The organism is Collimonas sp. NPDC087041 (assembly GCF_044745265.1).
GTDB lineage: Bacteria > Pseudomonadota > Gammaproteobacteria > Burkholderiales > Burkholderiaceae_D > Collimonas.
In genome coordinates this window covers 113,021-135,301 of record NZ_JBIUZX010000008.1, presented here as the reverse complement: position 1 = coordinate 135,301, position 22,281 = coordinate 113,021, and the positions used below count along the sequence as shown (strand labels likewise).

General features: G+C 57.7%; 21 protein-coding genes. 15 read left to right on the top strand and 6 right to left on the bottom strand.

All coding sequences use genetic code 11. The features are described from left to right. Positions 1 to 47: 47 nt before the first annotated feature. Together ACIPF8_RS15970 and ACIPF8_RS15965 are read left to right on the top strand one after the other, a co-directional pair. Positions 48 to 506, top strand: a complete 459-nt coding sequence (locus ACIPF8_RS15970) for a DUF3429 domain-containing protein (protein ID WP_061534593.1) — start codon at positions 48 to 50, stop codon at positions 504 to 506. A 40-nt stretch (positions 507 to 546) separates the two neighbouring features. Beyond that, positions 547 to 2,376 (top strand): M61 family metallopeptidase, encoded by a 1,830-nt coding sequence (locus ACIPF8_RS15965; protein WP_400422768.1) that lies wholly within the window; start codon positions 547 to 549, stop codon positions 2,374 to 2,376. Positions 2,377 to 2,430: 54 nt separating this feature from the next. On the opposite strand, the gene ACIPF8_RS15960 is transcribed toward ACIPF8_RS15965, so the two are convergent. Continuing rightward, positions 2,431 to 3,051, bottom strand: coding sequence for a UbiX family flavin prenyltransferase (locus tag ACIPF8_RS15960; RefSeq protein WP_400422765.1), 621 nt, complete (start codon positions 3,049 to 3,051; stop codon positions 2,431 to 2,433). Between the two features lie 8 nt (positions 3,052 to 3,059). Beyond that, complete coding sequence (grxD, locus tag ACIPF8_RS15955) at positions 3,060 to 3,371, bottom strand: Grx4 family monothiol glutaredoxin (protein ID WP_061534590.1); 312 nt, start codon at positions 3,369 to 3,371, stop codon at positions 3,060 to 3,062. Positions 3,372 to 3,682: 311 nt separating this feature from the next. On the opposite strand from grxD, the gene rplU reads away from it, so the two are divergent. The 4 genes from rplU (at position 3,683) to proB (ending at position 6,940) form a co-directional block, all read left to right on the top strand. Then, a complete protein-coding gene (gene rplU, locus ACIPF8_RS15950; protein WP_038493216.1) occupies positions 3,683 to 3,994 on the top strand; it encodes a 50S ribosomal protein L21 in 312 nt (103 codons plus the stop codon). 38 nt (positions 3,995 to 4,032) lie between these two features. Next, complete coding sequence (gene rpmA / locus ACIPF8_RS15945) at positions 4,033 to 4,290, top strand: 50S ribosomal protein L27 (protein WP_014007873.1); 258 nt, start codon at positions 4,033 to 4,035, stop codon at positions 4,288 to 4,290. 297 nt (positions 4,291 to 4,587) lie between these two features. Further along, positions 4,588 to 5,697 carry a GTPase ObgE gene (gene obgE / locus ACIPF8_RS15940; RefSeq protein ID WP_400422761.1) on the top strand — a complete coding sequence of 370 codons (1,110 nt, stop codon included), beginning with the start codon at positions 4,588 to 4,590 and terminating at the stop codon, positions 5,695 to 5,697. A gap of 124 nt (positions 5,698 to 5,821) precedes the next feature. Beyond that, positions 5,822 to 6,940, top strand: a complete 1,119-nt coding sequence (gene proB, locus ACIPF8_RS15935; RefSeq protein ID WP_400422758.1) for a glutamate 5-kinase — start codon at positions 5,822 to 5,824, stop codon at positions 6,938 to 6,940. A gap of 98 nt (positions 6,941 to 7,038) precedes the next feature. On the opposite strand, the gene ACIPF8_RS15930 is transcribed toward proB, so the two are convergent. Both ACIPF8_RS15930 and ACIPF8_RS15925 read right to left on the bottom strand, forming a co-directional pair. Continuing rightward, a complete protein-coding gene (locus tag ACIPF8_RS15930; RefSeq protein ID WP_400422755.1) occupies positions 7,039 to 7,647 on the bottom strand; it encodes a CNP1-like family protein in 609 nt (202 codons plus the stop codon). A gap of 8 nt (positions 7,648 to 7,655) precedes the next feature. Next, complete coding sequence (locus ACIPF8_RS15925) at positions 7,656 to 8,231, bottom strand: RNA pyrophosphohydrolase (protein ID WP_061534585.1); 576 nt, start codon at positions 8,229 to 8,231, stop codon at positions 7,656 to 7,658. 344 nt (positions 8,232 to 8,575) lie between these two features. Here ACIPF8_RS15925 and ACIPF8_RS15920 point away from each other — a divergent pair, with 344 nt between their 5' ends. The 5 genes from ACIPF8_RS15920 to ACIPF8_RS15900 all read left to right on the top strand — a co-directional run bounded on the left by ACIPF8_RS15920 (position 8,576) and on the right by ACIPF8_RS15900 (position 15,252). Then, positions 8,576 to 10,312 carry a proline--tRNA ligase gene (locus ACIPF8_RS15920; RefSeq protein ID WP_400422752.1) on the top strand — a complete coding sequence of 579 codons (1,737 nt, stop codon included), beginning with the start codon at positions 8,576 to 8,578 and terminating at the stop codon, positions 10,310 to 10,312. A gap of 171 nt (positions 10,313 to 10,483) precedes the next feature. Next, the gene (locus ACIPF8_RS15915) at positions 10,484 to 11,128 is read left to right on the top strand and encodes a lytic transglycosylase domain-containing protein (protein WP_400423008.1); all 645 of its coding nucleotides are present in this window, start codon (positions 10,484 to 10,486) and stop codon (positions 11,126 to 11,128) included. 314 nt (positions 11,129 to 11,442) lie between these two features. Continuing rightward, a complete protein-coding gene (locus tag ACIPF8_RS15910; RefSeq protein WP_400422749.1) occupies positions 11,443 to 12,888 on the top strand; it encodes an alkaline phosphatase in 1,446 nt (481 codons plus the stop codon). Positions 12,889 to 12,976: 88 nt separating this feature from the next. Further along, positions 12,977 to 14,419, top strand: a complete 1,443-nt coding sequence (locus ACIPF8_RS15905; protein WP_400422746.1) for an alkaline phosphatase — start codon at positions 12,977 to 12,979, stop codon at positions 14,417 to 14,419. Between the two features lie 149 nt (positions 14,420 to 14,568). Beyond that, entirely contained in the window at positions 14,569 to 15,252 is a 684-nt protein-coding gene (locus ACIPF8_RS15900) for a hypothetical protein (RefSeq protein WP_400422743.1), read from the top strand. A gap of 111 nt (positions 15,253 to 15,363) precedes the next feature. Here ACIPF8_RS15900 and ACIPF8_RS15895 read toward each other — a convergent pair whose 3' ends face one another. Both ACIPF8_RS15895 and ffh read right to left on the bottom strand, forming a co-directional pair. Next, positions 15,364 to 15,732, bottom strand: coding sequence for an SWIB/MDM2 domain-containing protein (locus ACIPF8_RS15895; RefSeq protein WP_061537577.1), 369 nt, complete (start codon positions 15,730 to 15,732; stop codon positions 15,364 to 15,366). Positions 15,733 to 16,085: 353 nt separating this feature from the next. After that, entirely contained in the window at positions 16,086 to 17,453 is a 1,368-nt protein-coding gene (ffh, locus tag ACIPF8_RS15890; RefSeq protein ID WP_061537429.1) for a signal recognition particle protein, read from the bottom strand. 371 nt (positions 17,454 to 17,824) lie between these two features. Here ffh and ACIPF8_RS15885 point away from each other — a divergent pair, with 371 nt between their 5' ends. The 4 genes from ACIPF8_RS15885 to ACIPF8_RS15870 all read left to right on the top strand — a co-directional run bounded on the left by ACIPF8_RS15885 (position 17,825) and on the right by ACIPF8_RS15870 (position 22,271). Next, positions 17,825 to 18,634, top strand: coding sequence for an inner membrane protein YpjD (locus ACIPF8_RS15885; RefSeq protein WP_400422740.1), 810 nt, complete (start codon positions 17,825 to 17,827; stop codon positions 18,632 to 18,634). Continuing rightward, positions 18,631 to 18,900, top strand: coding sequence for a PP0621 family protein (locus ACIPF8_RS15880; RefSeq protein ID WP_400422738.1), 270 nt, complete (start codon positions 18,631 to 18,633; stop codon positions 18,898 to 18,900). Before ACIPF8_RS15885 ends, ACIPF8_RS15880 begins: the two co-directional genes overlap by 4 nt. 84 nt (positions 18,901 to 18,984) lie before the next feature. Further along, entirely contained in the window at positions 18,985 to 20,706 is a 1,722-nt protein-coding gene (locus ACIPF8_RS15875; RefSeq protein ID WP_400422735.1) for a sensor histidine kinase, read from the top strand. Between the two features lie 77 nt (positions 20,707 to 20,783). Next, positions 20,784 to 22,271 (top strand): sigma-54-dependent transcriptional regulator, encoded by a 1,488-nt coding sequence (locus ACIPF8_RS15870; RefSeq protein WP_400422733.1) that lies wholly within the window; start codon positions 20,784 to 20,786, stop codon positions 22,269 to 22,271. The last annotated feature ends 10 nt before the right edge of the window (positions 22,272 to 22,281 follow it).

The window sequence follows — 22,281 nt, the reverse complement described above, 5'->3', positions numbered from 1 at the left end:
GCGACGACGCCATGGGGGCGCCGGCGGCGCTTATCTACATCCTTCTGATGAACCCACATTTCCTGAACAAACGTATTATTCATTTGCTTGGCTTTGCCGGATTGATCCCATTCGTGCTGTTGACCCTGGCCTGCTGGCTGGTCAGCCCCGACTGGCTGCACGAGTTCATTCGCGGCCAACTGGCCTATGGCATTGCCGCGCTGTCCTTTCTGGGCGGTATCCATTGGGGGGCAGTGGTGCTGCGCGCCGACTTGTCGGCCGATCACACCAAGCGGGCGTTGGCCTGGGGCGTGGTGCCAACCATCATCGCCTGGTTCTCGACCATGGCCGGCGGCTTCGGTTTTGCGCTGTTGATGGCCGGTTTCATTGCGGCCTATCAGGCAGACAAGCGGCTGTTTACCTGGTACGGCCTGCCGACCTGGTTTATTGAGCTGCGCTTCAAATTGACTTGCGTCGCGGTAGTGGCGCTGATGCTTACTGTAATTGCCGGCAACGTGCGGGGATAAGATGAAAAAGAATACGGGTAAATCAATGAGCAAGTCCGCAATGAGCAAATCCGCCCAGCGCGGCCTGTCGTATAGCATCGTCGCAGCTGATCCGGCGGCGCATCTGTTTGCCGTCACGCTGCATATCGCCGAACCGTCGGCAGTCGGGCAGACCGTGGCGTTGCCGGCCTGGATTCCAGGTAGCTACATGATCCGCGAGTTCGCGCGGAATATCGTACAGATCCGCGCCGAATCGAACGGCCGCAAGATCGCGCTCAAGAAACTCGACAAACATTCCTGGCAGGCGGCGCCGTGCGAAGGGCCGCTGACCTTGCATTACCAGGTGTATGCCTGGGACCTTTCGGTACGTACTGCGCATCTGGACCAGACCCACGGTTTCTTCAACGGCACCAGCGTTTTCCTGCGCGTGGTCGGCCAGGAGGACGCGCCGCATGTGGTCGATATCCAGCGTCCGCAGGGCGATCAGTTTGAAACCTGGCGCATCGCCACCGCCTTGCCGACGTTGAAAGCCAAGCGCGGCTCGTTCGGCAGTTATGTCGCCGCCAATTACGATGAACTGATCGACCATCCGGTCGAGATGGGCAATTTCCAGCTGGCCAGCTTCAAGGCGCATGGCGTACCGCACGAGATCGCGATTACCGGCAACGTGCCGAACCTCGACCTGGCGCGCCTGAGCGCCGACCTGAAAAAAATCTGTGAAACCCAGATCGCCTTTTTCGAGCCGGCCGGCAGCAAGTTCGCCAAGCGTGCGCCGATGCAACGTTACGTGTTCCTGACGCTGGCGGTCGGCGACGGTTACGGCGGACTGGAACATCGCGCTTCGACGGCACTGATCTGCGCGCGCGCCGATTTGCCGGTCAAGGGCAAGCCGGAAATGAGCGATGGCTACCGTACCTTCCTGGGTTTGTGCAGCCATGAATATTTCCACACCTGGAACGTCAAGCGCATCAAGCCGGCCGCGTTTGCGCCGTACGACCTGCAGGTGGAAAATTACACGCCGTTGCTGTGGCTGTTCGAAGGTTTCACCAGTTATTACGACGACCTGATGCTGTTGCGCAGCGGCTTGATCGACCAGTCGGCGTACTTCAAGCTGATTGAAAAAACCGTCAATGGCGTGCTGCTCGGCAGCGGCCGCCACAAGCAAAGTGTGGCCGATTCCAGCTTCGATGCGTGGGTCAAATATTATCGCCAGGACGAAAATGCGCCGAATGCAATCGTCAGCTACTACACCAAGGGTTCGCTGGTGGCATTAGCGCTGGACCTGACCATCCGCGCTGAAACCAAGGGCCGCAAATCACTGGACGACGTGATGCGCGCTTTGTGGCAACGTTATGGCCGCGATTTCTATGCCGACAATGCGCTGAGCGGACGCGGCGTCAGCGAAGCTGCGGTAGAAGCCTTGTTCGACGAGATCACCGGGCTCAAGCTGAAGCGTTTCTTTGACCGTTATGTGCGCGCCACCGACGATCTGCCGCTGGCCAAGCTGCTGGCGCCGACCGGCATCGCGCTGGCCGATCGGCGCAAGCCGGGCAAGCCTTCGCTGGGCGTGCGCACTGCGCAAAATGGCAGCGATTGCAGGCTGGCGAACGTGTACGAAGGCGGCGCTGCACATCGCGCTGGCTTGTCGGCGGGCGACGTGTTGGTCGCGCTCGAAGGCATACGGGTGTCGAGCAATCTCGATACGCTGCTGGCGCGTTACCGGGTCGGCGACAGTGTGACGATCCACGCCTTCCGGCGCGACGAGCTGATGACGTTCAGTGTCCGCCTGCTGGCCGATACCGCGCCGCAGGTTGCGTTGGATGCAGACGTCAAGCCGGCCGTCGGTGCCGCCATGCGCAGTGCATGGCTGAGCGGGCGCAGCGCACGCTGATCATTGTTGAAGTGGTTCGAGGTAAAAAGGCCGGAGCAGTTTGTCCGGCCTTTTTTATGTTTTTTCGGCTTTCATGCCTTGCCAGCGCGGCGTCAGCGTGTGCTGGATGGCAAACAGGTCCAGCACGCGTCCCAGCGTGTGATCGACCATCTCGGCGATGCTTTGCGGGCGATGATAAAAGCCTGGCAGCGGTGGGAATACGATGCCGCCCATTTCGGTGACGCTGGTCATGTTGCGCAGGTGCGCCAGGTTGAACGGCGTTTCGCGCACCATCAGCACCAGCCGTCGGCGTTCTTTCAAAACCACATCGGCGGCGCGCGCGATCAGATTGTCGGACAGGCCGTTGGCGACCGAAGCCAGGGTCTTCATCGAGCAGGGCGCAATGATCATGCCCTCCGACTGGAACGAGCCGCTGGCGATGGCGGCGCCGACATCGCGCACGTTGTGTACCACATGCGCCAGTGCTTCCACCTGCTTGCGGCGCATGTCCAGCTCTTGATGCAGATTCAGGACGCCGGCGTCGGAAATCATCAGATGGGTTTCGACGCCGGGAATGTCGCGCAGCAGCTGCAGCAGCCGTACGCCATAGATGACGCCGGTGGCGCCGGTGATGCCGACAATCAGGCGGCGCGGCGGTTGGCCGACGTCGGCTGGCTGGCGGCTGGAAGAGACCACTGGCGGTCTCAGCCCTTCAGCAAGGTTTGCAGTTCGCCGGATTCGAACATCTCATTCATGATGTCCGAGCCGCCGACGAATTCGCCTTTGACGTACAGTTGCGGGATGGTCGGCCAGTTGGAGTAATCCTTGATGCCTTGGCGCACGACCGGGTCTTCCAGCACATTGATGGTGACGATGTTTTCAGCGCCGCTGGTTTTCAACAACTGGATGGCGCGGCCGGAAAAGCCGCATTGTGGAAATTGCGCGGTTCCCTTCATGAACAGCACGACCGGATTGCTGGTCACGGTTTCCTTGATCCACGCTTGTACATCGCTCATGGCAATACCTTAAAAAGTTTCAGAATACCGCCATTATATGAAAAAGGCCGCTCCGCTGCTGGACAGACTCCGTTTGTGGGATGTTTGAATGGCAATATTTGCCCGCAGTTGCCTGGCGGCAGCGTAAAAGTGTGGCGTAATTCGCACTTGTCAAGAGATTTTGACGAAAGTGCCGAGTCCATGTACAATCTCAGGTTCTCCCGATTCCGCCTGGCAATTTAGCGTTAGTTTGTTGCTGAAGCTTGTTTGTTTTTGGCGTTTTAGGACAGAAATTTTTTTAATAGTCTTCAATCATTTCGATGAGGTTTCATATGTACGCGGTCATAAAAACCGGTGGCAAACAATATAAGATTGTTGCCGGCGAAAAACTCAAAATAGAACAGATACCTGCAGACATTGGCACCGAACTCACTATTGATCAAGTGCTCGCAGTTGGCGCTGGTGACACCATTAAGTTTGGTGCACCGCTGGTCGAAGGTGCTACGGTGTCGGTTAAGGTATTGGCGCAAGGTCGCCACGATAAAGTCAAGATCTTCAAAATGCGTCGTCGTAAGCATTATCAGAAGCATCAAGGCCATCGTCAAAATTACACCGAAATTCAAATCGTTTCGATCAACGCTTAATTGCGTCGATTGACTTAACTAGATACCAGGAGTTTTAAATGGCACATAAAAAAGGCGGCGGCACTACGCGCAACGGCCGTGACTCAGAGTCAAAGCGACTTGGCGTCAAGGTCTACGGTGGCCAAGCGATCAACGCTGGCGGCATCATTATTCGTCAACGCGGCACTAAGACGCATCCAGGCGAAAATGTTGGCATGGGCAAGGATCACACCCTGTTCGCACTGATCGACGGCAAAGTACAATTCGTAACCAAGGGCGCTACCCAGCGTAACTACGTTACTGTCGTAGCAGCTTAAGCAACACGCTAAGCGTCGACACAAGCAGGGCCGTTGGCCTTGCTGCGAAAGGCTCTGCCGCTGGTAGAGCCTTTTTAGTTTCTGGTCGTAAAATACCGCGTAGGGTGGGCACTTCGTGCCCAGGCGTGAACTCACTCCGTATACATGCCCGTTTGATACCACATGGGCGGTACTCCGGCTATCGCGATCACGCGTAGGTGCAAATGCGTGCCTACCCTACACAAATGCGCAAAAATCGGTAAAGTTACCTGTGCATTTCAATAAGAATTTAACCTCCAACCTCATTAGGACCTTCGAATGAAGTTTATAGATGAAGCAAAAATCGAAGTCATTGCCGGCGATGGCGGCAATGGGGTTGCGAGTTTTTGCCGTGAAAAATTCCGCCCGTTTGGCGGCCCTGACGGTGGCGATGGCGGCGTAGGCGGCAGTATCTGGGCCGTTGCCGACCGCAATATCAACACCCTGGTCGACTATCGTTTCTCCAAGATGCATCGCGCCGGCCGTGGCGAAAACGGCCGCGGCTCGGATTGCTACGGCAAGGGCGCGGACGATATCAAGCTGCGCATGCCGGTTGGCACGCTGATTGTCGACGTCAATACCGGCGAAGCGATCGCCGACCTGACCGATCACGGCCAGGAAGTCTTGCTGGCCAAAGGCGGCGAGGGCGGCTGGGGCAATATCCACTTCAAGTCTTCGACCAACCGCGCGCCGCGCCAGAAAAGCGATGGCAAGGAAGGCGAACGCCGCGAATTGCGCCTGGAGCTGAAAGTATTGGCCGATGTCGGTCTGCTGGGTCAGCCGAATGCCGGCAAATCGACCTTCATCACGGCAGTATCGAATGCCCGTCCGAAGATCGCCGATTACCCGTTCACCACCTTGCATCCGAATCTGGGCGTGGTCCGCGTCAGTCACGAAAAGAGTTTCGTGATCGCTGACATTCCGGGCCTGATCGAAGGTGCGGCGGAAGGCGCCGGGCTGGGTATCCAGTTCCTGAAACACTTGCAGCGCACCGGTTTGCTGTTGCACATCGTCGATCTGGCGCCGTTTGAAGATACGGTTGATCCGGTCAAGGAAGCCAAGGCGATCGTCAAGGAATTGAAGAAATACGATCAATCGCTGTTCGACAAACCGCGTTGGCTGGTGCTGAACAAGATCGATGTGATTCCCGAAGGTGAACGCGCCAAGCGCGTGAAGGACTTCATCAAGCGTTTCGGCTGGAAAGGCCCGGTATTTGAAATTTCGGCGCTGAACCGCGACGGTTGCCAGGAACTGGTCACTGAAATATACGGCTACCTGGCCGAGAAGCGCCAGCAGGAAACCCGCTCGGAAGAGACGCATATGGTGGCGGAAGCGCAATCCATCCTGTCGATCGATCCGGACGATCCTCGTTTCAAGATACTGGATTAAACAAGTATCCCAGGGCCGATGTCGCGGCGGCGATACACACTAGTTGCCGCGCGCCGATATCGGCCTTATCCTTGCCTCCCACCTGGTCTTGCATGAGCCGTCGCCGCGGCTGCGATAGATAACTATGAATTCCGTCATTCAAAAAGCCAAGCGCATCATCATCAAAGTCGGATCTTCCCTGGTGACTAACGATGGCAAAGGTCTCGATGCCGGCGCCATTGCCAAATGGGCGACGCAAATTGCCGAACTGCGGGCGATGGGCAAGGAAGTCGTGCTGGTCAGTTCAGGCGCCGTGGCTGAAGGCATGCAGCGGCTCGGCTTCGACAAGCGTCCAACCAGCATCGACGAACTTCAGGCTTGCGCCGCCGTCGGCCAAATGGGATTGGCGCAAATCTACGAAACCAGTTTCCGCGCCCATAACCTGCGCACTGCGCAAGTGTTGCTGACACATGCCGACCTGGCCGATCGCGAACGCTACCTGAATGCCCGCTCGACATTATTTACGCTGCTGCGTTTTGGCGTGGTGCCGATCATCAACGAGAACGATACCGTGGTCACCGATGAAATCAAGTTCGGCGACAACGATACTTTGGGCGCGTTGGTCGCCAACCTGATCGAAGGCGATGCGTTGATCATCCTGACCGACCAGAAAGGTTTGTACACCGCCGATCCGCGCAAGGTTCCCGATGCCGAGTTCGTGCACGAAGCGAAGGCTGGCGATCCGGCATTGGAAGTGATGGCAGGCGATGCCGGCAGCAGTATCGGCCGCGGCGGCATGATTACCAAGATACTGGCCGCCAAGCGCGCCGCGACTTCAGGCGCGCATACGGTGATTGCCTGGGGACGTGAAGATGCCGTATTGACCCGATTGGCCGGCGGCGAAGCAATCGGTACGCAATTGACTGCGCAAACCGCGCAGCTGACCGCACGCAAACAATGGATGGCCGATCATCTGAAAACTGCCGGCAAGGTAGTACTTGATGCGGGTGCGGTACAAAAGCTGAGCCACGAAGGTAAATCCCTGTTGCCGATCGGCGTCACCGGCGTGTCCGGTGAATTCGGCCGCGGCGATGTCATCACTTGCACCGATGTCGATGGCCGTGCGATTGCGCGCGGCATCAGCAACTACACCAGTTCCGAAGCGCGCCGCATCATGCGTCACCCATCGTCTGAAATCCAGGCGATCCTGGGTTTTGTCGAGGAATCGGAATTGATTCATCGCGATAACATGGTCCTGCTGTAACCCGCGCTCGGGCCGTTCACAAGCCCTTGTCCTGAACGAAAAAAAACGGCTCCGCGTCATGCAGGAGCCGTTTTTTATTTGAGCAGAGTTCAGTGCGATCAGCTACCTGGCTTGATCGGACGATTGTTGCGGATCCTGCCGCGTATTTCGTCGACTTTGCCGGCGATCATGCCGTCCTGGCACAGATAATCTTTTGCCAGCGCCGCGTGCTGCCGGTTGCCGGACGATTCATTGATCTGTTTCCAGCCGCTCAAGCGCGCCCGTGACCAGCTACCGTCCTTTTGACCGAATGCGTACAGTTTGTTTTCATAAGTCTGGCAACGGATACCTTCATAGCTGATATTTTCAGCCCCAGCCTCGCTTTTGCTGACCATGGTGTAACGGACCACGCCATCGGCGCCGGCGGTAATCGAATTGAGATCGATGAAGAAGTTCATGGTGGCAGTCGGGCTGACATAGAACGACACCAGGTTAGCGGCCTGCGGCGCCGGCGGGATTTCAGTTTTGACTTCCTGCCAGGATTTGCCATCGTCGTCGAAATCTTCATCGGACAAGCCCGAACCAGGCGTCGACACAGCACTTGGGTAGAACGGATCAGTGGCGGCATGCACTAGCGCCGCAGGACCCAGCAATAGCAGGCTGGCTGCCAGCAGTTGCGATATTTTCCTGGCAGTGCCGGGAATACGGAAAGCAAAATCAAAAGCCATGGAAACACTCACTTTTTTTCGGGATCGGCATTGGCCGGATTGGGTGGGTTTGATGCACGCGGCCCATGGCCGGTGCGTAAATGACGGGCATGATGCGGAGTGGCTTGCGCCGGCCGGGTCAGGAAGCGTGACAATTCCTGCAGCGCGCGTTGATACACATCGCGCTTGAATTCGATCACCACGTCGAGCGGCACCCAATAGTCATGCCAGCGCCACGCATCGAACTCTGGATGTTCAGTCAGGCGCAGATTGACATCGCAATCGCGGCCAACCATGCGCAGCAAAAACCAGATCTGCTTCTGGCCGCGATAATGGCCGCGCACATCGCGCTTGATGAAATGATCGGGCACCTCATAGCGCAGCCAGTCGCGGGTGCGGCCGATGATCTTGACATGTTCCGCCTTCAGCCCGATTTCTTCTTCGAGCTCGCGAAACATGGCCTGCTCCGGGGTTTCACCATATTTGATGCCGCCCTGTGGAAATTGCCACGAGTGTTCACGCACGCGCTTGCCCCACCAGACTTCATTCTGGGTATTGAGCAAGATAATGCCGACGTTCGGGCGAAAGCCTTCACGGTCAAGCATGTTGTTACCTCAAAACTTTCTGCGGCCGGACGGTCCTCGTGCCAAAATGTCAATTATTGCGAAATCTTCGCCGTTACAGAATGGAGCTCATGAGCCGCCAGGCAAGCCTCGCGGCAGTTGCTCCATCTTTCCGGCAAACTTATCAATTCCAGTACAGGGTTGATCAGCCATTGAAGCCCGGTCAATTCCACTGTCTTTCATTAATTAGATACGCAATTAGCCCTGGCCCGTAGTGATAATGGCCAGAACATCAATCAATTGTGCAAAGAGTGGGCGCATCAGCCAGCTAATCCTTTAAAATTGAGTTGATTATAACCCTCTCTTTTTAAAAAGAATTCATCGTTATGCGCGCCTCCCGTTTTTTTATTTCCACGCTCAAAGAAGCTCCATCCGACGCTGAAATCGTCAGTCACAAACTGATGATGCGTGCCGGCATGATCAAACGCCTGGGTTCCGGTATCTATACCTACATGCCGATCGGCCTGCGCGTGATCCGTAAAGTCGAGAACATCGTGCGCGAAGAGATGAACCGCTCAGGCGCGGTTGAGTTGCTGATGCCGGTGGTGCAGCCGGCTGAACTGTGGCAGGAAACCGGGCGCTGGCAGAAGTACGGCGCCGAACTGATGCGTGTCAAGGATCGCCACGGCCGCGACTTCATCATCCAGCCGACTTCGGAAGAAGTGATTACTGACATCGCCCGCACCGAATTGCGTTCCTATCGCAAGCTGCCGGTGAATTTTTACCATATCCAGACCAAATTCCGCGACGAGCGCCGTCCGCGTTTCGGCCTGATGCGCGGGCGCGAATTCACGATGAAGGATGCCTATTCGTTTGACCGCGACTTGGACGGCCTGAAGCAATCCTATCAAGTGATGTACGACGCTTACACGCGTATTTTCCAACGCTTTGGCCTGCAATTCCGTGCAGTGGCAGCCGATAACGGCGCCATCGGCGGCACCGGTTCGCATGAATTCCACGTGATCGCCGCCACCGGCGAAGACGCCATCGTGTATTGCCCAACCTCGGAATATGCGGCCAACATGGAGGCTGCCGAATCGCTGCCATTGAATCCGACCCGCGCTGCTGCGGCCGAAGCGCTGGCCAAGACGCCGACACCGGGCAAGGCCAAGTGCGAAGCGGTTGCCGAGTTGCTGCAATTGCCGCTGGCGCACACCATCAAGTCGATTGTCCTGACAGTCGAGAAAGAAGCCACCGATAAGGAGCCAGCGAGCAAGGAAGTCTGGCTGCTGATGCTGCGCGGCGACCATGAGCTGAACGAAATCAAGGCCAACAAGGTGCCGGGCCTGGCTGGTTACCGCTTCGCTACTGAACAGGAAATCGTCGAGTATTTCGGTACGCCGCCAGGTTATCTGGGGCCACTGAATACCAAGAAGCCGGTCAAGGTGGTGGCCGATGTCACGGTCGCCAACATGCATGACTTCGTCGTCGGCGCCAACGAAGTGGATTTCCACTACACCGGCGTCAACTGGGGCCGCGATTTGCCGGAGCCGCTGGTGTTCGACATCCGCAATGTGGTCGAAGGCGATCCATCGCCGGACGGCAAGGGCGTGCTGGCGATCATGCGCGGCATCGAAGTCGGCCACGTGTTCCAGTTGGGCACTGCCTATTCGGAAGCGATGAAAGCCACTTACCTGGACGAAAACGGCAAACCGCAGCTGCTGCAGATGGGCTGCTACGGGATTGGCATTACCCGCATCCTGGGTGCGGCGATCGAACAGAATTTCGACGACAAGGGCATCATCTGGCCGACCGCGATCGCGCCGTTCGAAGTGGTGCTGTGCCCAATGGGTTATGACCGCAGCGAGGCCGTCAAGGCCGAGACCGACAAGCTGTACGAGGAACTCCAGGCTGCCGGCGTCGACGTCGTCCTGGACGACCGCGGCGAGCGCCCAGGCGCGATGTTTGCCGACTGGGAACTGATCGGTGTGCCGCATCGCGTGGTGATTGGTGACCGTGGCTTGAAGGATGGCCAGCTGGAATACCAGGGCCGGCGCGATACTGAAGCCACTACCGTGCCGCTGGCGGAAATGACGGCATTCATCAAGGCGCGCCTGGCATAGCATTTTGGTAAGCAGAAAAAATAAGCAGAAAAATAAGCAGAAAAATAAGCAGGAAGCATGGTTATAGTTTCCTAAAAACAACGAAGATGGCGGCGAGGCAGTTTCTCCCGCCATTTTCTTTGTATACTCCTGACAAAATAAATAGTTGTTACCAGGGAGTATCGCTTGCGTTTGCCTAACCGCTTTTTTCTTGGCTTGTTGTCAATATTGTTGCTATTCAGCAGCTTGGCGCATGCCGGTAATCAAAAAGAAGAAGAATTAGCGGACTCGGTGCGCCTGGCCTTGTCGCGCGCCATCAACGACGCGCGCCCGCCGAAACCCAAATTTTCCGATATCGACCAGCGCATCCAGTACCTGTACTGGCTCGGTGAAATGTCCGAGCGCCTGAAGAAGAAGCTGCCGGATTCGCAGATGCGCATCGAGTTCCTGGAAACCGCCTGGTACGAAGCCAAGCGCGCCGGCCTCGATCCGGGCATGGTGCTGGGCCTGATCCAGGTTGAATCGGCGTTTCGCAAATACGCGCTGTCGAGCGTCAGCGCCCACGGTTACATGCAGGTCATGCCATTCTGGACCCGCGTGATCGGCGACGCCGATCGCGGCAAACTGTTCGACATGCAAACCAACCTGCGTTACGGCTGCTCGATCCTGCGCATGTATATCGACATGGAAAAGGGCAACCTCTATCTCGCACTCGGCCGCTACAACGGCAGCCGCGGCCGCCCCGAATACCCGAACGCGGTACTGGCGGCCTGGAAACGCTGGGAATACAAGGACGAGCTGCCTGTCCACGCAGTTTCTGCATCTGCACGCCAGTAATTTCCTGACAATCTCCTCATCGGCTGGGCAATGAATTGCCCAGCCTGAGCGACTACGATTGCAGCAAGCGGAACATAAAAGTGGGGATGCACTGTGCATCCCCACTTTTTATTTGTGCCCAATCTCTTGCGTCTTTGCGTTCGCTGCTCTTGGCGTGACCGCCGTTTCATTCATCCCCCATAGTTCCAATTTCTGCTGATTTCTTCCCCGCACTGAAAAAAATCGTTTTGGTCATCGGCCTGTAACAAGCGTCGGTTACAGTTGTAACAAATGTTACAACTGCTTACATATTTTATCGATAACGCGGAGGGGTAATGAAATTAAGTATTCTGATTGCTGGCGCCTTGGCATCCATGGCGCTGACAGCTTGCAGCGGCTCCAGCAGCACGCATGCGGACGCGCCGGTTGAGCGGCCTGAGGTGAAGCCGGTCGGCAAGAACGTGATTTTCTTCCTGGGCGACGGCATGGGCATCGCCACGATGACCGCAGCCCGCATCTACAAAGTTGGCGAAGAGGGCGACCTGACCATCGACACCTTGCCGGAAACCGGTTTTGTCACGACCTATTCGAACGATGCGCAGGTCACCGACAGCGCGCCATCGATGGCCGCCTACATGACCGGCGTCAAAGCCAACAATGAAGTGATTTCGATGTCGGCCAACACCAGTGCCCGTGACGCCAGCGGCAAGGGCTATGTCAACGGCGCCGACAGCACCTGCCCGAGCGGCAACGGCACACCGGTCGATACGCTGCTGGAACTCATGAAAGCGCGCGGTTACAGCACCGGCGTCGTGACGACCACGCGGATCACGCACGCAACGCCGGCCGCAACCTATTCGCACATCTGCCATCGCGACGGTGAGAACAACATCGCTGCGCAACTGACGCCGAAGGGCGTTGGCTTCAACAGCAAGCTCAGCGACGGTGTCGACGTGATTTTCGGCGGCGGCCGCCGCCATTTCCTGCCGAAGACCGATGCCGACAGCAAGCGCACCGATGGCCGCGACCTGGTGGCCGAATTCAAGGCTGCCGGCTATACCTACGCCAGCAATTTCTCCGAGTTCGACAAGATCGGCACTTCCACTGCGAAGGTGGTCGGCCTGTTCAACAAGGACCACATGACCTACGACCTGGATCGCGATGCCGCCAAGGAGCCGAGCTTGGCGCAGATGACTGCCAAGTCGATCGATCTGCTGAACAACAAGAAGAGCGGTTTCTTCCTGATGGTCGAAGGCGGCCGCATCGATCACGCGCTGCACGCCACCAATGCGCGCCGTGCGTTGCAGGAAACCGTGGCATTCGACGATGCGATCAAGGTCGCGCTCGACAAGATGCAGCAAGTCGATCCGGGCTTGAAAAATACCCTGATCGTGGTTACCGCCGACCATGACCATTCGATCCTCTTGAATGGTTACGCCAAACGCACCGGCAAGACCACCGCGAGCGAGCCAGGCGTGCTCGGCCTGGTGAAGAACGTTCTGACCGGTCAGCCTGAACGCGACATCAACAACAATCCTTATACCGTGATCGGCTTCGGCAACGGCCCGAATCATCTGGCTACACGCGGCGCCTTGTCCGACATGCAGGTGGCCGATAAAGACTACATGCAGGAAGCGGTAGTGCCGACCGAAGCGGGCGGCGAAACCCACGGCGGCACCAACGTCTTTATCGGAGCGCAAGGCTTGGGTGCGGAAAATATCCGCGGCGTCCTCGATAACACCGAGGTATTCGGCCTGGTGAAGAAAGCCGTCGGCCTGTGATGCCTGTTCTCAACTGGCCGAGCGCCGGTTGAGAGGCAATCGAGGCGAATTGAGAAGCAGTCGATCAGATCAAGTACAAGGGATAGACATGAAGATCATCAAGCAACAGAAACAGCAAATCAGCCAGCGCGCCTATCGTTGCGCGACGGTGTGCGTATTGTCCGCACTCTCGGCACTGGCGGCCGGCAATGTGGTGGCCGCCGATGCGGTCGCGGCCAAGGCAAAGAACGTCATTTTCTTCCTGGGCGACGGCATGGGCCCGGTGACGGTGACAGCGGCGCGTATCTACGGCCACGGCGAATCCGGGCGCCTGACGATGGAAACGTTGACGCGCACCGCGCGCGTCAAAACCTTTTCACTGGATGCCCAGACCACCGACAGCGCACCGTCGATGGCGGCTTACATGACCGGCGTAAAAATGAAGAACGACGTGATTTCGATGTCGTCGGACACCAATCCTTACGACGCTAACGGCAAGCCATACCAGAACAATGCCGACTCCACTTGCGTAGCGGGTAACGGCCAGGCGGTACAGACCTTGCTGGAGCTGTCGAAGGGCGCCGGCAAAGCGGTCGGCGCGGTCAGCACCACGCGTATCAGCCATGCGACGCCGGCTGCCACTTATGCCCACGTCTGCAACCGCGATGCCTACAACACCATCACCGAACAGGCGACGCCGGGGGCGCCGGGTTACAACATCGCATTGAAGGATGGCGTCGACGTGCTGCTGGGCGGCGGTCTGCGGCACTTCTTGCCGAAATCGAATCCGGCCAGCAAGCGCAACGACAATCTCGATCCGCTGAGCATGTTCAAGGCGGCCGGCTACACCTACGTCGCTACGGGTACCGAACTGAAGAATGTCAATCCCGCCAGCGTCGGCAAGTTGCTTGGTTTGTTCACCGCCAGCGATATGGATTATGAGCTGGACCGCGTCAAGAAAAAGCTGGACCAGCCGAGCCTGGCCGAAATGACCGAGAAAGCCATCGGCGTCCTGAAGAAAAATCCAAACGGTTATTTCCTGATGGTTGAAGGCGGCCGCATCGACCACGCACTGCATGGCACCAATGCCAAGCGCGCGCTGGAAGACACCTTGGCATTCGATGCCGCGATCAAGAAGGCGCTGGAACTGGTCGACCTGAAAGACACCTTGATCGTGGTCACCGCCGATCATGATCATGCGATGGGTTTCAACGGCTATCCGAAACGCGGCAATCCGATTCTCGGCAAGGTCGCCAATTACTACGACGGCAAACTGGCGCTGGCAGCCGATGGCAAGCCATACACCACGCTGGTGTTCGGCAACGGCAGCGCGCCGCGCCGGCCGGAAGATGCGGACCTGACCAATGTCGACACCGAAGGCGATGACTACCTGCAGCAGGTCGGTGTGCGCTTTGCCGGCTCGCCGGGATCGGAAACGCATGGCGGCGGCGACGTGATGCTGTTCTCGGCGGGAGCCGGCAGCGACAGTTTCAAGGGCACATTTGAAAACATCAAGGTGTTCGGCAAGGTTAAAAATGCGCTTGGCTTGTGATGCAATTGGATAAGCCAGGTGCGTCGCATTGCGGATTGCCGGTTTGCCGGCCGTGGCTGCAATGCCGGTGTTCCTAAGTAGCATTTGGCCGCCATCGAACTGATGGCGGCAATTTTTTTGGATGGAAAATGATTTACTTCAAAAAACGAATGAATCGATTGAAGCTGGTGGCAGCGGCATGGTCCCTGCTGTCGATCCTGCCCGCTGCGTTGGCGGCGAATACTGTCGGCGCGCCCGACCAGAATCTCCAGATACAGCATTATTCAATGACGTTGGGGCGCGACGGCGTCAAACGCGAAACTACATTTACCGAGCGCGTGTACCGCCGCAACGGCGAGGTCTGGACGGAGCGGTTGATCCCGGCCGAAGCAACAGCCGAGGTGGATCACGATCACGCCGGACACAATCATCCGGATGCCGGCAGTTCGCCGATGTGGGTGCGGCGCCAGGCCGACGGCTCGCTTGATGCACGGCTGGTCGAGCGGCACCAGCGCCGTACCGTCAAGGTCGATCCGCAGTACTACGGCAACATCGGCTTTAACGGCAACTGGGGCAGTATTTTCTATCTGAGCGATCCGCAGAGCCTGAAAAAAATGCGCGCAGTCGGAGCGGTCAACAATGGTGTGCAGAACTATGAAAGCAAGCGCGGGGACGTAACGGTGCGCGTCAGTTGGGATGTCAAAGGCCAGTATCCGCGCCGTGTCGAGTCGAGCGATGCGCACGGACATGTGCGGCGCGAAACGCGGGTGACGCTGATCGAGGCGCCTAATCCATTGCCGTGGAAGACACTGGCTGGCTATGCCGACGTTGATTATTCGGACTTGCTGGATTGAAGCGAATATCTTGCGGAAACAAAAACGCCCGCGCGATGCGGGCGTTTTTGTTTGGCACTCAGGGCGGCAGGTTGAACTCGCGTTGAACCAAGTTCGGCTATGCCCCAAGCATTATTTCAGGTGGTCGGAAATGAGCTTTGTCATTTCAAACATCGACACTTCCTTTTTGCCGCCAAAGACAGCTTTCAGTTTTTCATCTGCAAGGATGTTGCGCTTGTTTGCTGGGTTTTGCAGATTATGCTTCTTGATGTATTCCCAAACCTTCTTGGTCACTTCCGTGCGTGGCAGCGGTGCTGCGCCTACTACGGCGGCCAGGACTGCTGATGGCGTCAGAGCTTTCATGAATGCAGCGTTAGGCTTGCGCGCTACAGTACCGGTTGCAGTTACTTTTTTCGGAGCTGCTTTTGGCGCCGATTTAGTCGGTGCCTTGGCGGGTGCGACAGCTTTCTTTGCCGCTGGTTTCTTTGCTGCTGTGGCCATCTTTGAGCCTCCTTCAGGGATATTGAGAAAATGCGTCAAGCACGCATCGCTAATAGTGTTGCGCTTTTCCTGGCGATGCAAGTGTTTTTTACGGGTTTGTGCGGCTTTTGATACGGAAGAGGAATGCCCGGCGGAGCCAATACCTGGGCCGGATTGGCGGCCCGAATCGACCGATTGGCGTCGCCGGATAAGTTTCAGTATAGGTAACAGATGGCCGTGATGGCTTGTCGGGGCACGTGAATTTCGCCGATAACTATGCAAAAAGCCTTGCAAGTCAATGACTTGCAAGGCTTTTTGGAGTGTTTTGCGTCGACTTTTTACTGCAGATTCGCGTCTGGAGCTTCAGCTTGAACTTAGCGCATGCCCGGCATCATGCCCTTCATGCTGCGCATCATTTTCATCATGCCGCCGCCCTTAAGTTTTTTCATCATCGATTGCATTTGATCGAATTGCGACAGCATGCGGTTGACTTCCTGCACCTGGACGCCGGCACCGACCGCGATGCGGCGTTTGCGCGAAGCCTTGATCAACTCCGGTTTGGCGCGTTCCTGGGCGGTCATCGAATTGATGATACCTTCCATCCGGCGCACCTGCTTTTCAGCCTGGTCCATATTGGCGCCGCCTGCCGCTTGCTGGAACTGGGCCGGCAATTTGTCCATCAGGTTCGATAGGCCGCCCATTTTCTTCATTTGGCCGAGTTGCGCCTTGAAGTCGTTCAGGTCGAACTTGCCGCCGCCTTTGATCTTGTGCGCGAGATCCTTGGCTGCTTCGACGTCAACGCCTTTTTGCGCCTCTTCGACCAACGCCAGGATGTCGCCCATGCCGAGAATACGGTTCGCCATGCGGGTCGGATCGAAAGCTTCCAGGCCGTCCAGTTTTTCAGCGACGCCGGCAAACTTGATCGGCTTGCCGGTGATATGCCGCACCGACAACGCCGCGCCGCCGCGGGCGTCACCGTCCAGCTTGGTCAGCACGATACCTGTCAGCGGCAGCGCATCGTTGAAGGCCTTGGCGGTATTGATGGCGTCCTGGCCGAGCATGGCGTCAACCACGAACAAGGTTTCGATCGGCTTGACGGCGGCATGGATAGCGCTGATTTCCAGCATCATCGCTTCGTCGATACCCAAACGTCCGGCGGTATCGATGATCAGCACGTCGTGGTAATGGCGCTTGGCGTAATCGAGCGCAGCCAGTGCGATCTCGACCGGCTTGTCGGTCGGCGTGGTCGGGAAGAAATCGGCGCCGACTTGCGCTGTCACGGTTTGCAGCTGGCCGATCGCGGCCGGCCGGTAGACGTCGGCGGAAACCGTCAATACCTTTTTCTTCTTTTGCTCACGCAGGTATTTAGCGAGTTTACCGACCGTAGTGGTTTTACCGGCGCCTTGCAGACCGGCCATCAGGATGATCGCCGGCGGTTGGGTTGCAAAATTCAGTTGCGAAGCTTCCGGGCCGAGATCGGCGCCCATCAGCGACGCCAGTTCGCGTTGCACCACGCCGACCAGGGCCTGGCCAGGCGTCAGCGATGCAATCACTTCTTCGCCGAGCGCCTTTTGCTTGACGTTGGCGATGAATTCGCGCACCGCCGGCAGGGCAACGTCGGCTTCCAGCAGCGCCAGGCGGACTTCGCGCAGCATGTCCGCGGTGTTGGCTTCGGTGAGACGCGCTTCGCCGCGCATGGTTTTGACGACTTTGGCGAGGCGTTGGGTAAGATTGTCGAGCATGGGTAACAGCGTTTCCAGAAGAGGTGCAATCGGTCGATACGACTCGGGTTGCGTGCAAATTTCGTGTCAATCGGCACGCTAATTCGCATTGAAAATAAATATGGTAATGCTTGTAGCCAGCCATTTTACCCGATGCCGGGCAAAATCTGCGGCCTTGCCGGGTCCACCTGGTCGAAGCCTCTCTATAAAGAGCAATGCGCCGGGCGGCGCCTTTCCGCAAACGCGATATATAAATACCAATAAACTGTCGGGCCGGCGGCTTGCCCGACTTTACAACACATGACGAGCGGCGTGAAATGTTGCCCGAGGTTACGTTATGATTGCGTGTTGTCATCACGCCGTTGTCGCGTCACTTGCTGTAAACTTACACGATGCAAACATATCTTTTCGTTCTGGTGGCGCTGCTATATATAGGCTGCACCTTTTTGCCGTCCAGCCGCCGCCAGGCCATTTCCCTCATCGTTGCCGCAGCATGGTTGCTGCATGGCGGCGTGCTGTGGGCCGACGTTGTCGGACCGGAAGAGTTGCGTGTCGGATTTTCGATGATGCTGTCGGCAACCTTATGGGTTTCGGTGGCGGCCTACTGGCTGGAAAACCGCAATTACACTCTGGACGGGCTGCGGGTCCTGGTACTGCCGATGGCGGCCCTGGCGGCCGTGTTGCCGGCAATATTCCCCGGCAACATGGTGCCGCTGGATGGCAAGTCGCCTGTATTCCTTTGGCATATCGTGATTTCCATCCTTGCTTACAGCACGCTCACTATCGCCGCTTTTCATGCCGTGTTGATGGTGTTGCAGGAGTCGCGCCTGCATACCCGGCCGGGCGGCGCCAAGGGCGGCTGGTTCGGTGCTGCGCTGGATCGCCTGCCGGCCTTGCTGACCATGGAAAAATTATTGTTCCGCCTGATTGCCTTCGGTTTCGTATTGCTGACGCTGACGGTACTGTCCGGTGTAGTGTTCTCGGAGCAGTTGTTTGGCAAGGCGTTCAAATGGGACCACAAGACCATTTTCACCATGCTGTCCTGGGCCTTGTTCGGCCTGTTGCTGGCCGGTCGCAAGTGGCAGGGCTGGCGCGGCCGCACCGCGCTGAGTTTTACCTTGACCGGGTTTGCCATTTTATTGCTGGCATATGTTGGGAGCCGTTTCGTGCTTGAAGTTGTATTGCATCGGGTGTTGGTATGAAATTTGTTATTCTGGTTGTGATCCTGCTGGCCGTGATTGTCTGGTTCCAGCGCTTGAAAAAAAACCTCGGCCGCGGTCGTCCATCGTCCGGCGGCACGCCTTTCCCGGGCGCTGCGCCCACATCCGCCGCGCCCGAGCCGACGCAGGTCGAAGCGATGGTCGCTTGCGTCCATTGCGGCATTCATTTCCCGGCATCGGAAGCGATTGCCGATTCCTCCGGCGCGATATTCTGCAGCGCTGAGCATCGTCGACTTCATGCTTCCTAGGTTTTATCCCTGACTGCGCCGAGTGCATCCAGCCTAAGGTGTACGAAGGTGATCCCCGATTGTTGCGAGACAGGATAAATACGCATGACCAACGCCAGGCGCCACCAGCCCAACGATAAACCCGAGACTTTCTGGCGTTCGCTGCAAACCTTCAATGTGACCCGGATTGTCGTGGCGATGGTGATGCTGGCTTATCTCAGCACCCAGAACAAGAGCGAAATCTGGTTCTCCCAGCTGTTCACCAGCCCGGAAACCTGCAGTGTCTATCTGTTGTGCGCCATTCTGTTTACGCTGGTGACTGCGTATCACCGGCGTCACTACATGCTGCAGATCGTGTTGCCGATCAGCGTCGATATCGTCGCGGTATCGATCCTGTACGTCGGCTCCGGCGGCGCCAAAGGCGGCCTGGCGATCCTCTATCTGTTTCCGCTGGCCGGCGCGGCGATCCTGGCGCCGCTGCTGGTGGCGCTGCTGTTCGTCTCGGTTGCGACGATGGTTTTGCTGGCCGAGACCGGTTACCAGATACTGCAGTCGACACCCGATATTTCGACCATGCATGCCGGTTTGTACGGCAGCGCCTTCTTCTTTGCGGTGCTGGTGATCAACCGCCTTGCCGACAAGCTGATCAAGCAGGAGGAACTGGCGACACAGCGTGGCCGGGACCTGCGCGTACAAATGGACATCAACCGCATCGCCATCAAGGATATGGGCGACGGTTTGCTGGTTGTCGATCCGGTCGGCACGCTGATCATGGCCAATCCGGCCGCCGAACGGATGCTGGGTTTGTCGCTGCCGGATGATGAGCCGCGCCTCAAGCTCGGCGATTCAACGCTGCTGGCGCCGATCGCCGATGCACTGTTTGCCTGGGAATCGCGGGTCAGCGATCTGCCCGGAACGGTTTCGCCGATAGCCGGTGAGGCGGTGTTCGTCACCATCAAGCATACCGAAGACCTCGGGCCGGATCCGGCGGGCATGGACTGGAGCGGGCGCCGCGAGTTGGTGGCGCATTTGAAAGTGCGCTTTGCGGCAGTCCGGATGCGCGATCTGAGCGAGTATCGCGCCGTCATTTTCTTGCAGGACGTCAGTGAAATCGAAAATCAGGCGCAGCAGCTCAAGCTGGCGTCGATGGGACGCCTCACAGCCAGCATTGCGCATGAGGTGCGCAATCCGCTGGCGTCGATTTCGTATGCCTCGACCTTGCTGTCGGAAGAGGAAACCAATCAGTCGCAAGAGCGCCTGCTGACGATTATCGATGACAATGTGGCACGCCTGAACCGCATGATCGAGGATATCCTGAAGCTGTCGCGCAAGGCGCAGCGGCAGCTTGAGCCGATCCTGCTGGCGCCGCTGTTGCAGGACATCGTCAAGGATTTCCGGCAGACCCATGCGGTTGCGGCGGAGAGCATCGCGCTCCAGGTCGACGCCGCCGACCGCCATCAGGTCTGGTTCGATCCCTTGCACTTGCGCGAGGTGGTTGCAAACCTGCTCTCAAATGCAGTACGTTACGCCAGTGGCCAGCCTGGCGGGATGCGTTTGCACGTGATGTCGAATGTGGCCGGCCGCCTGGAGTTGCATGTGCAGGACGATGGTGAACCGATCTCTCCGGCAGTGCGCGCGCATTTGTTCGAGCCCTTCTACACCACGTCCAGCAAAGGCACCGGACTGGGATTGTTTTTGGCGCGCGAATTATGCTTGAATAATGGCGCGCTACTCGATTATGAATACCGGCACGACGTTCATGGACAGAATTCCAGTCACGTAAGTGGCCGTTTTGTTATTGCGTTTGCCCCCGATGATCCTCTGTAATGACTTGAGGGGCGGGGTGGCAAGCGCCGTTATCCTGCTTCTAGATGATTAAAACTGACTGAAAAAAGACCATTTCCATGACTTCACCTCGTATTCTGGTCGTTGATGACGAAGCCCATCTGCGCGAATTGCTGGAAATTGCACTGGTCAAAATGGGACTTGACGTCGACAGCGCCGAAAACCTGACTGTCGCGCGCGCGCTTTTGGCGCAGCACGACTATGCGCTGATCCTGACTGACATGCGCTTGCCGGACGGGCTGGGAATCGAACTCGTGCGCGAAGTCACCAGCGGCGAAAAAGTCATACCAATCGCCGTGATTACCGCCTATGGCAGCGCCGACAATGCCGTCATGGCGTTAAAGGCCGGCGCTTTCGATTACCTGTCGAAACCGGTGGCGCTGGATCAGCTGCGTTTGATGGTGCAATCGGCATTGCGCATCGGGAAGCCGGCCGAGCAGAGCCGTCCGCAGCCGGATGCGCGGGTCCGTGGCAGCTCCAGCTTGCGCCTGATCGGCCAGTCGGCGGCGATGCAGGAGTTGCGCACCCAGATAGTCCGTCTGGCGCGCAGCATGGCGCCGGTGGCGATCACCGGCGAATCCGGCAGCGGCAAGGAACTGGCGGCGCGCGACATCCATGCACTCAGTCCGCGTGCCGACAAGCCCTTCGTTGCCGTCAATTGCGGCGCTATCCCGGAGGCCTTGATGGAAGCCGAGTTCTTCGGTTATCGCAAGGGAGCTTTCACCGGCGCCGCCGATGACCGTGACGGTTTCTTTCAAGCCGCCAACGGCGGCACCCTGATGCTGGACGAAGTCGCCGACCTGCCGCTGGCGATGCAGGTCAAGCTGCTGCGGGCGATCCAGGAAAGGCGTGTGCGCAAAGTCGGCGCCACGGCGGAGGAGGCGGTTGACGTTCGTTTGATCAGCGCCACCCACCAGAATCTGGCCGAGTGTGTCGAATCAGGTAGATTTCGGCAGGATTTGTACTATCGTTTGAATGTCATTGAATTAAAACTGCCGCCGTTGCGGGAGCGACTGGACGATATCGGTTTGCTGGTTGCTGCAATTCTGGGGCGCCTGTCGGTGTTTGCGCCACAAGCAGAACAGGCCAGCCTGACGCCGGCGGCATTGGCGGCGTTGCGTGCTTATGCGTTTCCCGGCAACGTGCGTGAACTGGAAAACATCCTGGAACGCGCCTTGGCGTTTGCCAATGACGGCTTGATCGAAGTGGCCGATCTTGGGTTGAAGGGGGGCGCCGGTGTCCGGCCCGCCGAGGCGCTGATGTTCGATGACGGCGAGATCGATGCCTTGATTGGTGTTGGTGCACCGACTGTCAACGCCATGGTGGCGGTCTCAGAAGCGGCTGCTGCGGGCGTGGTCATGCAGCGCGCCGGCCTGGAGTTGCCGCCGTCGCTGCCGGACTATCTCGACGACATCGAACGCGATGTCATCCGGCAGGCGTTGGCGCGCACCCATTTCAACCGCACCAAGGCGGCCGATCTGCTGGGCATCAGTTTCCGCCAGTTGCGCTACAGGATGCAACGATTGTCGATTCACGAACAGGATTAATTGATTGTGA

What these genes read in the sequence shown, in the direction of transcription:
- ACIPF8_RS15970 (WP_061534593.1), top strand. Translation starts at nt 48, where the DNA reads ATGAACCCACATTTCCTGAACAAACGTATTATTCATTTGCTTGGCTTT.
- ACIPF8_RS15965 (WP_400422768.1), top strand. Translation starts at nt 547, where the DNA reads ATGAGCAAATCCGCCCAGCGCGGCCTGTCGTATAGCATCGTCGCAGCT.
- grxD (WP_061534590.1), bottom strand. Translation starts at nt 3,371, where the DNA reads ATGAGCGATGTACAAGCGTGGATCAAGGAAACCGTGACCAGCAATCCG.
- rplU (WP_038493216.1), top strand. Translation starts at nt 3,683, where the DNA reads ATGTACGCGGTCATAAAAACCGGTGGCAAACAATATAAGATTGTTGCC.
- rpmA (WP_014007873.1), top strand. Translation starts at nt 4,033, where the DNA reads ATGGCACATAAAAAAGGCGGCGGCACTACGCGCAACGGCCGTGACTCA.
- obgE (WP_400422761.1), top strand. Translation starts at nt 4,588, where the DNA reads ATGAAGTTTATAGATGAAGCAAAAATCGAAGTCATTGCCGGCGATGGC.
- proB (WP_400422758.1), top strand. Translation starts at nt 5,822, where the DNA reads ATGAATTCCGTCATTCAAAAAGCCAAGCGCATCATCATCAAAGTCGGA.
- ACIPF8_RS15930 (WP_400422755.1), bottom strand. Translation starts at nt 7,647, where the DNA reads ATGGCTTTTGATTTTGCTTTCCGTATTCCCGGCACTGCCAGGAAAATA.
- ACIPF8_RS15925 (WP_061534585.1), bottom strand. Translation starts at nt 8,231, where the DNA reads ATGCTTGACCGTGAAGGCTTTCGCCCGAACGTCGGCATTATCTTGCTC.
- ACIPF8_RS15920 (WP_400422752.1), top strand. Translation starts at nt 8,576, where the DNA reads ATGCGCGCCTCCCGTTTTTTTATTTCCACGCTCAAAGAAGCTCCATCC.
- ACIPF8_RS15910 (WP_400422749.1), top strand. Translation starts at nt 11,443, where the DNA reads ATGAAATTAAGTATTCTGATTGCTGGCGCCTTGGCATCCATGGCGCTG.
- ACIPF8_RS15905 (WP_400422746.1), top strand. Translation starts at nt 12,977, where the DNA reads ATGAAGATCATCAAGCAACAGAAACAGCAAATCAGCCAGCGCGCCTAT.
- ACIPF8_RS15900 (WP_400422743.1), top strand. Translation starts at nt 14,569, where the DNA reads ATGAATCGATTGAAGCTGGTGGCAGCGGCATGGTCCCTGCTGTCGATC.
- ACIPF8_RS15895 (WP_061537577.1), bottom strand. Translation starts at nt 15,732, where the DNA reads ATGGCCACAGCAGCAAAGAAACCAGCGGCAAAGAAAGCTGTCGCACCC.
- ffh (WP_061537429.1), bottom strand. Translation starts at nt 17,453, where the DNA reads ATGCTCGACAATCTTACCCAACGCCTCGCCAAAGTCGTCAAAACCATG.
- ACIPF8_RS15885 (WP_400422740.1), top strand. Translation starts at nt 17,825, where the DNA reads ATGCAAACATATCTTTTCGTTCTGGTGGCGCTGCTATATATAGGCTGC.
- ACIPF8_RS15880 (WP_400422738.1), top strand. Translation starts at nt 18,631, where the DNA reads ATGAAATTTGTTATTCTGGTTGTGATCCTGCTGGCCGTGATTGTCTGG.
- ACIPF8_RS15875 (WP_400422735.1), top strand. Translation starts at nt 18,985, where the DNA reads ATGACCAACGCCAGGCGCCACCAGCCCAACGATAAACCCGAGACTTTC.
- ACIPF8_RS15870 (WP_400422733.1), top strand. Translation starts at nt 20,784, where the DNA reads ATGACTTCACCTCGTATTCTGGTCGTTGATGACGAAGCCCATCTGCGC.